We start from the raw sequence: 12879 nt of genomic DNA, 5'->3' as shown, positions 1-12879 counted from the left end.
TTCAAGGTCCTGATCCTGCAGGATCGAGCCGTTGCGTTGCCGTGGTGATCAACGGCGAAAGCCGTAGCTGTGGCGCGGGTCGATGGAACCGTCGGTCGCTGCTGCCGTGGGCCAGCCGACATCCTTGCGGATTTCCGGGCTCAGGCCCTCCATCAGCCGCTCGAGGCGACGCTGCTTCCAGTGGGTGATGACTCTGGGCCCGATCTGGCCGAACAGATTGCGTGCAGACATGACATTCTCCTTTCCAAGGGCTGCCGCGAGAATTTGGCTCCAGCGGTTGACAACAAGATGCGACAGCGACAAGAATGAATCAAACGAAATGAATTGAGTAGTTCGATCAAGGAAATTGATGATGAATGCGCCCCTGCTTCCGACTGTGCCGACGCTTGATCCGGAGCTCCTGCGCAGTTTCGTTGCCATTGCCGAAACCGGGCGCTTTGCCAGTGCGGCGGAACGGGTGCATCGCACGCCGTCAGCGGTCTCGATGCAGATCAAGCGGCTGGAAGAGGTGCTGGGTGTTGCGGTGTTCGCGCGGGATGCGCGGAATGTGACGTTGACGCCGGACGGCGAGGTCCTGCTCGGCTATGCGCGACGCCTGCTGGCGCTCAACCGCGAGACCATGTCGCGCTTCGTCAGCCCGTCGGTCAGCGGTATCGTCAAGATCGGGGCGCCAAGCGACTATGGCGAGGTCATTTTGCCGAAAGTGCTGAAGCGGTTCGCCGCCAGCCACCCGCAGGTGGTGGTCGATGTGGTGATCGACCAGTCGTCGGAATTGCGCAGCCGCTTTGCCGCCGGTCAGATCGATCTCGCGGTGACCAGTTGCGGTATGCTCGGAGAGAACAGTGGCGGCGAACTGATGATGACGGACGACATCGTCTGGGTCGGCGCCAAGGGCGGGCAGGCCTATCTCTGCGATCCGCTGCCGGTGTCACTCTGGGATGAGAACTGCGCCTGGCGGCAGGCGGCCCTGACCCATCTTGAAAAGGTCGGACGGCACTATCGGGTGGCCTTCATGACGGCGCACATGTCGGGGCAGCGCGCGGCAATTCTGTCGGATCTGGCCGTGGCGCCGATGGGGCGCAAATTCACCGGCGCCGACCTGCAGATCCTCGGGCCGGAGAGCGGCCTTCCCGACATCGGCAATTACGGTCTGATGCTGCATGTCGCAGATGGCGCTGCGGCGCCGACGCGTGCACTGGCCGATCATATGCGCTCGGTGTTCGAGCATTTTCGCGAGACGGGCAGTTTCGGTTGCTAGCCGCTGCGCAGCGCCGTTAGCGACAAATTTCCTGCCTCGCGTTCAGCGGCAATTTCCCTGCCTCGCGTTCAGCGACGGTTGCGCCGCCCGCCGCGGCGGCGTGGGGCAGTTGATGCGCCGCTCGCGTCGCTCTGGTCAGCCTGACGTGGCGGCAGGGTGAGCGTTGCGGCGAGGCGGGGAAAGGCGTCGACCTTGTTGGGCAGCGCCATGGCGTTGACGAAGTGCTCCTGGAATTTCGCTTCAACCGCCGTTTCGATCTTTTCGATGCGCGTCACCGTGTCCTCGATCTCGCGCCGGTGCCCCCTGTTGAGCAAGGCCATGCGCGCTCCGGTGCCGGCGGCGTTGCCAACTGCCTTGACCGCATCGAGATCGCAATCGGGAATCAACCCGAGGACCATGGCGTATTGCGGGTCGATGAAGCTGCCAAAGGCGCCCGCCAGTCCGATGCGATCGACGGTATCGATCTGGTGCTTGTCCATCAAAAGCTTGATGCCGGCATAGAGTGCCGCCTTGGCGAGCTGAATGGCGCGCACGTCGGTCTGGTTGATGGTCAGGCGCGGTCCCTGGTCCTTCAGCACATAGGAGAATGTGCGGTTTTCCGCGACGATGCGCGGCGAGCGCTCCGCCAGTGCGCCGTCGATGACGCCGTCCTCGGTGATGATGCCGGAGAGGTACATCTCGGCGATGACCTCGATGATGCCCGAGCCGCACACGCCGGTCACACCGGTCCTGGCCACCGCTTCCGCAAAGCCGGGCTCATCCGACCAGAGCTCGGAACCGATGACGCGAAAGCGCGGCTCCAGCGTCTGGCGGTCGATGCGCACACGTTCGATCGCGCCGGGGGCGGCGCGCTGACCACAGGAGATTTCAGCGCCTTCAAAGGCTGGTCCGGTCGGCGAGGAGGCGGCGAGGGTGCGCCTGGCATTGCCGAGGACAATCTCAGCATTGGTGCCGACATCGACCAGCAGCATCATCTCCTCCTGGCGATGCGGGCCCTCGCACAGGGTCGCGGCGGCGGCATCGGCGCCGACATGGCCGGCAATGCAGGGCAGGATATAGGTGCGGGCGCCGGGATTGAGGTCGAGGCCAAGGTCGCGGGCGGGCAGGGTCAGGGCACCTGAGACGGCGAGCGCGAAGGGTGCGCCCCCCAGTGGCGTCGGGTCGATGCCGAGAAAGAGATGGTGCATCACCGGATTGCCGACGAAAACCGAATCGAGGATGTCGCGCCGCTCGATCTCGCCCTTTTCGCAAACCTCGTCGATCAGCTTGCTGATGGCAGCGCGCACCGCATCCGTCATGGCGGCGCGGCCTTCCGGGTTCATCATCACATAGGAGACGCGGCTCATCAGATCCTCGCCAAAGCGGATCTGCGGATTGGAGGCGCCGGCGGAGGCGATGGTGCGCCCGGACAGAAGCGATGAGAGATGCAGGGCGACGGTGGTCGAGCCGATGTCGCAGGCGATGCCATACGCCTCGTTCTTGAGGCCGGGATAAAGCGCGATCAGGCGGGGCAGGGCGCGCTCGCAATCGTGATGCACGGCGGCGGTTACCTGCCAGGCCCCGTCACGCAGGACCTGCTGGGCGATGGGAAGCAGCCAGGGGTCGATTTGCACCCCATGCATGCCCCACTGGTCGGCAAGTGCCACACGCAACCGGTCGAGGTCGCCAAGCGGTTTCTCCATGTCGGGCGGTTCAACCTCGACAAAGCACATGTGCACCGCCGGATTGCGTTCGATCAGCCGGTCATCGGCATCCTTGCGGACGGTCTGGGCGTTGACGATGGCATCCTGCGGCACGTCGACGACGAGATCGCCCTCAATGGTCGCCGAACAGGACAGGCGGCGGCCTTCGGGCAGGGTGCGCACCCGCTCAAAGCGCTCTTCCTTCGGCCCTTTCGGTGAAATGTTGGTGTCGAGCGAGGTGATGTTGTGCTTGGCAAAGCGGCCGGTCTGCACCTCGATCTGGCAGCGACCACAGGTGGCGCGGCCGCCGCAGACGCTTTCGACATACACGCCGAGTTGCCGCGCCGCGTCGAGCACCGGCGTGCCTTTGGCGAAGCGGCCGCGCTTGCCGGACGGCATGAACAGGACAAGCGGATCGGATGCGGAAGCGTTCATCGGGTGTCGGTCCTGCGGTTGAAGCGCGGTTTCAGGCGCCGCGCCGTGCGGCGCGACCGCCACGGCGGCGCGAGGCCGGTGCCGCTGCGGTCGGTGCGGCGGCGCTTTCGCCGGCGGCGGTCGGTGCGTAATCGCGGTAGGTGCGGATCCAGTTGGTGCAATCCGGGTCGGTGCCGTTGAGCACATTTGCGGCGCGCACCGCCTGCATTTCTGCGGGCCGGCACGGGTTCATGATGGCGCTGGTCATCCCGGCGCCAATGACCATGGGAATGAAACCGGCATTGATTCCGTGGCGGTTCGGCAGGCCGAACGAGATGTTGGACAGGCCGCAGGTGGTGTTGACCTTCAATTCATGGCGCAGGCGGTGCAGCAGCTGAAAGACCTGCTGACCAGCCGTGCCCATGGCGCCGATCGGCATGACCAGGGGATCGACGACAATGTCATGCGGCTTGATGCCGTAGTCGGCGGCGTGCTCGACGATCTTCTTGGCGACGGCAAAGCGCACGTCGGGATCTTCGGAAATGCCGGTCTCGTCGTTGGAAATGGCAACGACCGGAACATCGTATTTCTTGCACAGCGGCAGGATGGCTTCGAGCTTTTCCACTTCGCCGGTGACCGAGTTGATCAGGGGCCGCCCCTTGGCGACGGCCAGCGCCGCCTCGAGCGCGGCACTGACCGAGGAATCGATGCACAGGGGCACATCGACAAGCTCCTGGACAATGCGCAGCGTCTCGACCAGCAGCGGCGGTTCGGTCTCGTTCGGATTGACGGCGGTGACCCCGGCATTGATGTCGAGCATCGTGGCTCCGGCCTCGACCTGGGCAATGGCATCGGCGCGGACAGTGTCGAAATTGCCGGCGACCATCTCGGCAGCGAGCTTCTTGCGGCCGGTCGGGTTGATTCGCTCGCCGATGACGCAGAAGGGCTGGTCGAAGCCGATGATGGCTTCACGGGTGGCGGAGGCGACGATGGTGCGTGTCATGAAGGGTCCTCGACTGGGGGCCTGAGAAGAGACATAAAGATTTCTTTATGTCATTATAGGTGATCGCAGAGCATTTCAAGTGTGACGATGGGCCAGCGGCGTGCATCCCGGCCAATGCTGTTCAGGTCTCGGGTTCGGCCGCCGCCGCGGCCAGCGCTTGGAGGGCCTGGTCGGGTGCCCGGGCGCTTTCCTCAAGGCGCGCCTCGGCCATCTCATTGGCCGGATTGGGTTCCTTGCGCCATGGCGCGCGCCCTTTCAGCACGCCCGATTGATGGACGATTTCAGCGACATACTCCTCCTGGCGGTAGGCCATGACATGAATGCCGGCGACCCCTTCGATCTCCTTGACCTCGGAGATGATGTCGAGGCAGATCCGCTTGCCCTCCTCCTTCTGGTCGGAGGCCGCGTCGAGGCGGGTGATGATATGGTCGGGGATATGCACGCCGGGCACATGCGTGCGCATCCAGCGGGCGGCGCGGGCCGAGGCGAGCGGTCCGACGCCGCAGAGAATGAAACAGTGCTCATGCAGGCCGAGATCGCGCACCCGGCGCATGTAGTCGCGGAACATCGGCACGTCGAAGCAGTACTGGCTTTGCACGAACTGGGCGCCGGCCGCGATCTTCTTGGCGAGCCGCAGCGGCCGGAAATCAAACGGTGGCGCGAAGGGATTGATGGCGGCTCCGAGAAACACCTGCGGCGCCGCGGTCAGCTTGCGGCCGGAGAGAAACTTGTGCTCATCGCGCATCGTGCGGATGGTCTCGAGCAGCGACATGCAGTCGAGATCGAAGACCGGCTTTGCGCCGGCCTGGTCACCGGTCTGCACGCCGTCGCCGGTCAGACAGAGAATGTTCATCACACCCATGGCCGCGGCGCCGAGAACATCGCCCTGAATGGCGATGCGGTTTCGGTCGCGGCAGGCGATCTGCATGATCGGCGCGTAGCCCATGCGGGTCAGAAGGGCGCAAATGCCGACCGAGGACATGTGGCAATTGGCGCCGGACGCATCGACGGCGTTGATGCCGTCAACCCAACCGTCAAATACCGCAGCGCGGTCATACACGTCATCGGGGTCGGCGCTGTCCGGCGGGTTGAGTTCCGCGGTGACGGCAAATTCGCCGCGCCGCAGGATGCGCTCAAGTCGCCCGCGTGAGGCATGGCCGGGCAGCGGATCGAGTGGAAGATGAACGCCGGCGGGATTGATGTCGCGGCCGGAGGTCTCGCTTGCCGCTTGCCCGTCAGCGCGGTCCGGCGGCGACGGGGTCATCGACGCGGTCCTTGCAGTGATGACGGCGCTTTTGCCTGCTGCGTCACCCGCAGCCAGGACGAGGTGCCGCCCAGACGCTGATCGACGGGCGGCTGCACCTGCCTGATGGCATCGCCCGCCGCCATTTTCTCGGCGCCGGCGACCGCCTGGACCCAGACGCAGGGCATGTCGGGTATGACTTCGCAGTTGCCATTGGCGCGGACGCCGCCGCACGGGCCGTTGCGCAATTGCTTCGGGCAGTTCATCGGACAGGACATGCCGGTCGAGGAGAGGACGCATTGGCCGCACATCCGGCAGCCGAAAAGCGGCTTCTTGACGGCGGCTTCGAGAAACCGCACTGGCGGTTCAAAGCGCTGGTAGCCGAGGGCGGCAAACATCGGGTGCAGCCGCAGCAAAAGGTGCGCAAGGCCGTTGTAGATCCTTTCAAGAGCGCGCGCATGGTGCACCGACCAGAGCCGGATGGCGTATCGACGCGGGCTTGCGGATCGGCTTTCAGTCATCGGGCAATCGACCTTTGTTGCGGGCGACGGCAACCAGCCGCTCCTGCGGCCATGCTTCCTCCAGCGACGCACGCAGCGACTCGGCTGCGGCCTGCAGATCGCCGCTGACCGGTTCGGGATCGCCGCGGCGCCAGTCGGCGAGATAGTCATCGGTGGCGGAAGCGCCGGCGCGCATGGCGGCCATGTCGATGGCTTCGGCAAAGCGGGGTGCCAGCTCGCACTTGGCGCTCTCCCGGCCCTTTTTGACGATGACCTGGGCGGGAATGTCGCGCCAGTAGACGATGCGCCGCTCGGCTGTCGCCGTGCCGGCGTTCTGCCCGGCGCGGCGCCTGCCGCGGCCGGAAGCGGCCTGGGCGCCGGCCTGCTCGGCATCGGGGCGGCGGGGGGATGTGCCGTGAGGGTCTGAACTGGTGGCCATGACTGTCTCCTTGCAAAACAATGACGCGGCGCTCGTGGCACCGCTATTTCGGTGACGACGCGCGCCGGTTTCAAATGCGACTTCGGGTTGCCTGCGAATCGAGGCGCTGCAGTGCTACCAGATTCCGCGCGTTACGCCGCGCCACAGATAGCTCCAGACCGGCGGATGGAAATATTGCCGGGAGCGGCGTCCGGTCGCGGCCTGCGGCTGCATGGTATCGGCGACCGCGTTGCGCAGGCCCGCCAGGACAAGCGGCGAAGCGGCGGCTGCCTGGATGACCGGATCGGTAAAGATGCTCGGCCGGACAAGCGGCGCGATGGTTTGCTGATAGAGAATCGGGCCTTCATCGACATCCGGGGTGACGAGATGCACGGTGGCGCCGTAGCCGGCGGCGTCGCGCGCGGCGCGGGCCCAGTAGCCGCCCCACATGCCGCGATATTCCGGGGTGATTCCCGGATGAAAATTGAGCACCGGGCAGGGGATCGCGGTTAAGGTGCGGGCGCTGAGAAGACGACAGCTGACGAGAAGAACCGCGTCCGGCTTCAGGTCATTGATCAGCGCCAGGGCTTGCGATCCATTGGCGGAATCGACGGCGTGGCAAGGCAGGTCCCTGGTCACGGTCAGATCGACATCGTAGGCGCGCGCCGCTGCTGCCATGCTCCTGGCGCCGATGCGCTTTCCCAGGCGCGACAGGACCATTGTCGCCAGTTGACCGATGGTTTGCACCCAACCGATCAGCCGGGCCCGGCGGCGCAGAAAGCGCCCGCGCGATTCGCTCGCTTCCTCGATGATGACGACGTCGCTAAATTCCGCCGCGACCGCATTGATGAGGATGGAAGGGGCCGGTCCGCCGGCGGTGAGGATCAGAATACGTGGTTGGTGCGGCATGGTCACAACTGCCCCCGTTCTGTCAAAGACGCGATTGCGGACAGTGTAGGCTCAGGGGGTAAAGAAACGCTGCATGCGCGCGCCGCCGACTAGAAAATGCTCATCAGCAGGGCGCCCGTGGCGAGAACGACGATGCCGGCGAGCGCGATGGACACAATCCCGACGGCAAAGCCTGCCGCGAGGCAGATGCCGTCGCGCTCGGTATGCGCAACACCGAGCACGCCGACGGCGAAGGCCGGCAGCCAGTTGCCAAACGGGATCGGCAGGACACAGACGATCGCCAGCACAAGGGCGAAAAGGCCGAACAGCCGCTCGCGCACGGTGCCATTGATCGGCCAGCGGCGTGGCCGTACCCATCGTTCCGAGCGGCCCAGCCAAGGTATGACCTTGTCGACCATGGCGCGGAAGCGCTTCTTCTCGATGGAGGTGTCGGCAAGGAAACGCGGCAGCCAGACCTTCGGGTAACCGGCAACGATCTGCCAAGCGATGAACACCATCGGCAGACCGAGAATGAGGGTGGCGCCGGGCGGCAGGGGAATCAGATTGGGGATCGCGAAGACCAGCAGAAATGCGCCGAAAGAGCGATCCTCGAGCGCGCCGGCAATCTGCCGGATGCTCACCTGGTCACCCGGCGTATCGGCAAGCCGGTCAAGGAGTTCCGACAGCTTCTCGCCATGCGGTGCCTCATCATGCGGCGGGGCAGCAAAATCGGAATCAAAAGAATGTCTGTTCACAACGGGGCGCAACTGTCCTGGACGAAACTGATACTCAATTAGCTGCACTCTACCACCAAATTGTGACGGAGGAGCGCAGGGCGTCAGGAAAAACTATCAGGACCGGGTTAACGCCTTCAAAGCGGGAGCGAGATCGCCATAGCCAGTCAAGCGGCGCTCGAACGGCAGGCCGATGCGGTCCGCCACCTGGCGGGCGCGCCGGGTCAGCTCCGCATCGTCGGTCTGAGCCAGGTAAAGCGCCCGCTCGTAATTGCCGAAATAGATCTCGCGCAGCTCCGGGTGGCGGTCCAGTCCGAGCGGGCGGATCAGAAACGTTTCGTAATGGCGGGCGAGAAAGTCGGTGATGAAGAAAGTGGTGACGTAGTCGTCGGCGCTCTGATCGAAAGCGGCATTGCCAAGATAGAACGAGAAGCAATGCGGGCCGGCGATGCGCTGAACATCATGCTCGGCGCACACGCGGTCGAGGGCGCCCCCGGTGCCGCAGTCGGCATAGCCGATAAAAATGTGGTCAAAACCTTCGGCGCGCGCCTGGCGGATGGCCGCATCGGCCGCCGGAGCGATCTTTTCGGGATGATGGTGAAAATCGGCCGGCAGGCATTTCAGGTCGATGTGATCGAGCCCGAGTTGCCGGTTGAGCGCGAGGATCTCACGGGCAATCATGCCGCAGGCAATGACCCGGATGCGCTCGCCATCCGGGACGCCGGCTTCTGAGTTGAGCTTGTCCTGCGCTTCCATGTCGGTTCTGGCTCCGTGCACGCTTTCGCAGTGCAGACCGCACCGCCATTTGCCCTTGCGGCACAGCCATGCGGCAATCACCCATCCTGCATCAGGATCGCGGCGGTGGCATGGCGGCCGTGGTCTCCTGGCGCCGAGCGGCGCGATCCTCAGGCGGTTGCGGCAGACTTGTTATGGCGGCGCTTCATCAGTTCCTTGGCCGTCTCCACGGCGACCGCAGCATCTCGGCAATAGGCATCGGCGCCGATCGCGTCGCCGAATTCCTGGTTGAGGGGGGCGCCGCCGACCATGACGATGAAGTCGTCGCGGATGCCCTTTTCCTTCAGCGTGTCGATGATCACCTTCATGTAGGGCATGGTGGTGGTCAGCAGTGCCGACATGCCGATAATTTCCGGCTTGTGCTCCTCAATCGCCTCGAGGAAGGTCTCCGCCGCGTTGTTGATGCCGAGGTCGATGACTTCGAAACCGGCGCCTTCCATCATCATGCCGACGAGGTTCTTGCCGATGTCGTGGATGTCGCCCTTCACCGTGCCGATGACCATCTTGCCGAGTTTCGGCGCGCCGGTTTCGACCAGGAGGGGGCGCAGAATGGCCATGCCGGCTTTCATCGCATTGGCCGACATCAGCACTTCCGGAACGAACAGGATGCCGTCGCGGAAATCCTCGCCGACGATGCGCATGCCCTCGACGAGCGACTTCGTCAGCACGTCATAGGGTGCCCAGCCGCGCGCCAGAAGGATATTGACGCCTTCCTGGATTTCCTCCTTCAGGCCATCATAAAGGTCGTCCATCATCTGCTGGACAAGCTCGTCGTCAGGCAGTTCGGAAAGAACGATTTCTTCGTCATCGGACATATAAGGCCCTCCATGAGGCGACCAGGGACGTGCGAATGCTGCCACCCTAGGTGTAATCTGGCCCCTATATCATTTAGCCCGCGACAATAACAACATCGCAAAACGACAGGCCGGGGCCCGATGAGACATTTGCGGAGATTTGACCGATCACTGCCGCGGGATGCGCATGGTGTCGCGGCTTAGCCAGCCAAGGGCGCATCTGAAAGCGTGATTTGGCGGCGCAAGGCGCCAAGATCGGGACAGGACGCGGAGCGGCGCGACGACCCGGCTTCGCCTGAGTGCAAAGCGGAACAGGCATGAGCGAAACGATGACGGGCGATGATTCCCTGAAGGACGTGCAGAATGTGGGCGTTGATTCCGGCAGCGATCCGGCACCAGCCGCGGACGAGGGGGGCGCGGGCGGGCGCAGCGGGCGTCGCAGTCGCGGTTCGGCCGGGCGGCGGGCGCAGCGCGGCGGCGCGGGGCCGGGAACCTCGATGCCATATATCAAGCGCAAGCTGAAATCCTACGAGGTGCTCGACGAGGAAGGGCTGGAACTGATCGAGGCCAATGCCGATACAATTCTCGAGGAGATCGGCATCGAGTTTCGCGATGACAGCGAAATCATCTCGCTGTGGAAAGAGGCCGGCGCCGACGTGCGCGGCGAGCGTGTTCATTTCCCCAAGGGGCTGTGCCGGCAATTGCTCGCAACCGCGCCAGAGACGTTCACGCAACACGCGCGCAACCCGGCCCGCTCGGTGCAGATCGGCGGCGACGCGACGGTGTTCGCGCCGGTCTACGGGCCGCCCTTCGTGCGCGACCTGACGGGCGTGCGCCGCTATGCGACGCTCGAGGATTTCCGCAATTTCGTGAAACTGGCCTATATGGCGCCGGCCATGCATCATTCCGGCGGCACGGTGTGCGAGCCGGTCGACATTCCCGTCAACAAGCGCCATCTCGACATGGTCTACAGCCATATGCGCTACACCGACAAACCGTTCATGGGCTCGGTGACGGCGCCGGAACGGGCCGAGGATACGGTGGAGATGTGCCGGATCCTGTTCGGCAGCGACTTCGTCGATCAGAATTGCGTGGTCATCAATCTGATCAATGCCAACTCGCCGATGGTCTTCGACGAGACAATGCTCGGGGCGCTCAAGGTCTATGCCCGCGCCAACCAGGCGGCCATCGTCTCGCCGTTCATCCTGGCCGGCGCGATGAGCCCGGTGACCGTGGCCGGGACCCTGACGCAGGTGCTCGCCGAAGTGCTGGCGGGGGCGGCGGTGACGCAGCTGGTGCGGCCCGGCGCGCCGGTGATTTTCGGCACATTCGCGGCATCGATCTCGATGCAGTCGGGAGCGCCGACCTTCGGGACGCCCGAGCCATCGCTGGTGTCCTATGGCGCGGCGCAGCTGGCGCGGCGGCTGAAACTGCCGTTCCGCACCGGCGGTGCCTTATGCGGATCCAAGGTGCCCGATGCGCAGGCGGCACACGAAACGGCGACGACGTTGAACACGACACTGATGGCCGGCACCAATTTCGCGCTGCATGCCGCCGGCTGGCTGGAAGGCGGCCTCGTCGCGTCCTATGAGAAGTTCATGATCGATTGCGATCAGCTCGGCATGCTGCAGCGGTTTTCCGAAGGCGTCGACCTGTCGGAGAGCGGCCAGGCGCTTGACGCCATCCGCGAGGTGGGCCCGGGCAGCCACTATCTCGGATGCGCCCACACGCAGGCCAATTTCCAGACCGCCTTTTACCGTTCGGCGCTGACCGACAACAATTCCTACGAGCAGTGGCTGGCGGACGGGGAGAAGCGCATCGAGGATCGCGCGCGGCAGCAATGCCAGGAATGGCTTGATGCTTACGTGGCGCCTGACCTCGACCCGAGCATCGACGAAGCGCTGCTCGCCTTCATGGACGCGAAGAAAGCGGCCATGCCGGATGCGTTCAGCTGATCGGCGTTGCGCAAGTCGATGCAGGCGTTTCGCGCCGCAGCGTCAGCCGCGACGGCGGCGGGGCCTGGTTGGCATGTCGGCAGCGGCGGCGGCGCGCGCATTCTTCATCGGACCGATGCGCTCGATGATCGCCTCGAGACTGGGACGTGGCGCCGGCTTGTGTGTATCGATGGCCTCGCGCATTGCGGCCAGATGATCACATGATGTGCCGCAGCAGCCGCCGATGATCCGGGCGCCGGAATCGATGGCGAGGCGGGCATAGTCTGCCATCAGTTCCGGGTTGCCGGAATACTGGATTTCCGCCCCCTTGAATTCGGGAATACCGCAATTGCCCTTGACCACGACAGTGGCCGAGGGGTCGGCCTCGGTCATGTCGAGGAGCGAGGACAGGATGTCGGAGGCGCCGACGCCGCAATTGGCCCCGACCGCGAAAGGGCCGTCGCCAACATCACCTGCAACGCGGTGAATGTCGCTCGGGTGCAAACCCATCATGGTCTTGCCGGCGGTGTCGAAGGAGGCGGTATAGACATAGGGCAGCCCCGCCTTGACCGCCGCCTCGGCCGCGGCACGGATCTCATCGACAGCCGACATGGTCTCAATCCAGACGACATCGATGCCGCCGGCCTTGAGACCCTCGATCTGCTCGGCAAAGGCTGCGACGGCGTCTTCGTAGGTCATCGCGCCGAGGGGCACCAGCAATTCGCCGGTCGGGCCGACCGAACCGCCGACGATGATCCTGCGCGGCGCGGCGTCGGCAACGGCACGGGCAATCTCGGCCGCCTTGCGGTTCAACTCGACGACACGATCCTGGGCGTCGTGCAGCTTGAGGCGCTGCCGCGTGCCGCCGAACGAATTGGTCAGGATGATGTCGGCACCGGCATCGACGAAATCCTGGTGCAGCTTGACGATCTTTTCCGGCGCGCTTTCAAGCCACATTTCCGGTGCTTCGCCGGATTCAAGCCCCATGGCGAACAGGTTGGTGCCGGTGGCACCATCGGCGAGCAGGACACCCTTTTCGGCCAGGAGTTCGGCGAGGGGATTGGCGGTCGCGGTCATGCAATTCTCCATCGGGCGGCACCGGGTTGCATCGATCGGCCCTTGGCTGCGGGCGATGGCATGGCTTCAGGCCGGTAAACGGTGCGCGGGGTTTTCGGTCGTTGATATAAAGTTTTCTTTATGTCAACGCAAGCGGTCG

The 12879-nt window shown here is 64.5% G+C and carries 13 protein-coding genes; 2 read left to right on the top strand and 11 right to left on the bottom strand.

What is annotated here, in order from left to right; translation table 11 throughout:
* Positions 1 to 48: 48 nt before the first annotated feature.
* Positions 49 to 231: a hypothetical protein gene (locus KY465_RS00630; RefSeq protein WP_219157339.1), complete on the bottom strand. Its 183-nt coding sequence runs from the start codon at positions 229 to 231 to the stop codon at positions 49 to 51.
* Positions 232 to 352: 121 nt separating this feature from the next.
* On the opposite strand from KY465_RS00630, the gene KY465_RS00625 reads away from it, so the two are divergent.
* A complete protein-coding gene (locus tag KY465_RS00625) occupies positions 353 to 1258 on the top strand; it encodes a LysR family transcriptional regulator (protein WP_219157336.1) in 906 nt (301 codons plus the stop codon).
* A 68-nt stretch (positions 1259 to 1326) separates the two neighbouring features.
* Here KY465_RS00625 and KY465_RS00620 read toward each other — a convergent pair whose 3' ends face one another.
* From KY465_RS00620 to KY465_RS00580, 9 genes are all read right to left on the bottom strand, one after another.
* The gene (locus KY465_RS00620; RefSeq protein WP_219157333.1) at positions 1327 to 3375 is read right to left on the bottom strand and encodes an ASKHA domain-containing protein; all 2049 of its coding nucleotides are present in this window, start codon (positions 3373 to 3375) and stop codon (positions 1327 to 1329) included.
* Between the two features lie 31 nt (positions 3376 to 3406).
* Positions 3407 to 4357 carry a methyltetrahydrofolate cobalamin methyltransferase gene (locus tag KY465_RS00615; protein WP_219157330.1) on the bottom strand — a complete coding sequence of 317 codons (951 nt, stop codon included), beginning with the start codon at positions 4355 to 4357 and terminating at the stop codon, positions 3407 to 3409.
* A gap of 121 nt (positions 4358 to 4478) precedes the next feature.
* Positions 4479 to 5621, bottom strand: a complete 1143-nt coding sequence (locus tag KY465_RS00610) for a methylenetetrahydrofolate reductase (RefSeq protein ID WP_219157327.1) — start codon at positions 5619 to 5621, stop codon at positions 4479 to 4481.
* The gene (locus KY465_RS00605; RefSeq protein WP_219157324.1) at positions 5618 to 6121 is read right to left on the bottom strand and encodes a methylenetetrahydrofolate reductase C-terminal domain-containing protein; all 504 of its coding nucleotides are present in this window, start codon (positions 6119 to 6121) and stop codon (positions 5618 to 5620) included. The genes KY465_RS00610 and KY465_RS00605 overlap by 4 nt, the downstream gene beginning before the upstream one ends.
* Positions 6114 to 6404 carry a virulence factor gene (locus tag KY465_RS00600; protein WP_346432600.1) on the bottom strand — a complete coding sequence of 97 codons (291 nt, stop codon included), beginning with the start codon at positions 6402 to 6404 and terminating at the stop codon, positions 6114 to 6116. Before KY465_RS00600 ends, KY465_RS00605 begins: the two co-directional genes overlap by 8 nt.
* A gap of 249 nt (positions 6405 to 6653) precedes the next feature.
* Positions 6654 to 7427, bottom strand: coding sequence for a formyl transferase (locus tag KY465_RS00595; protein ID WP_219157318.1), 774 nt, complete (start codon positions 7425 to 7427; stop codon positions 6654 to 6656).
* An 89-nt stretch (positions 7428 to 7516) separates the two neighbouring features.
* Entirely contained in the window at positions 7517 to 8161 is a 645-nt protein-coding gene (locus KY465_RS00590; protein WP_219157315.1) for an exopolysaccharide biosynthesis protein, read from the bottom strand.
* Positions 8162 to 8257: 96 nt separating this feature from the next.
* Positions 8258 to 8896 (bottom strand): DUF1638 domain-containing protein, encoded by a 639-nt coding sequence (locus KY465_RS00585; RefSeq protein ID WP_219157312.1) that lies wholly within the window; start codon positions 8894 to 8896, stop codon positions 8258 to 8260.
* A gap of 149 nt (positions 8897 to 9045) precedes the next feature.
* On the bottom strand, positions 9046 to 9750 hold the full coding sequence (locus KY465_RS00580; RefSeq protein WP_219157309.1) for a corrinoid protein: 705 nt from the start codon (positions 9748 to 9750) through the stop codon (positions 9046 to 9048).
* A gap of 296 nt (positions 9751 to 10046) precedes the next feature.
* Here KY465_RS00580 and KY465_RS00575 point away from each other — a divergent pair, with 296 nt between their 5' ends.
* On the top strand, positions 10047 to 11684 hold the full coding sequence (locus KY465_RS00575) for a trimethylamine methyltransferase family protein (RefSeq protein ID WP_255561365.1): 1638 nt from the start codon (positions 10047 to 10049) through the stop codon (positions 11682 to 11684).
* A gap of 42 nt (positions 11685 to 11726) precedes the next feature.
* Here the strand turns inward: KY465_RS00575 and bmt are convergent, their stop codons facing one another.
* The gene (gene bmt / locus KY465_RS00570; RefSeq protein ID WP_219157306.1) at positions 11727 to 12740 is read right to left on the bottom strand and encodes a betaine--homocysteine S-methyltransferase; all 1014 of its coding nucleotides are present in this window, start codon (positions 12738 to 12740) and stop codon (positions 11727 to 11729) included.
* Positions 12741 to 12879 lie beyond the last annotated feature (139 nt).

This window comes from Neohoeflea coraliihabitans (assembly GCF_019334345.1).
Lineage (GTDB): Bacteria > Pseudomonadota > Alphaproteobacteria > Rhizobiales > Rhizobiaceae > Pseudohoeflea > Pseudohoeflea coraliihabitans.
Note: the sequence above shows the minus strand (reverse complement) of the source record. Positions and strands in the feature narration are given on the sequence as shown.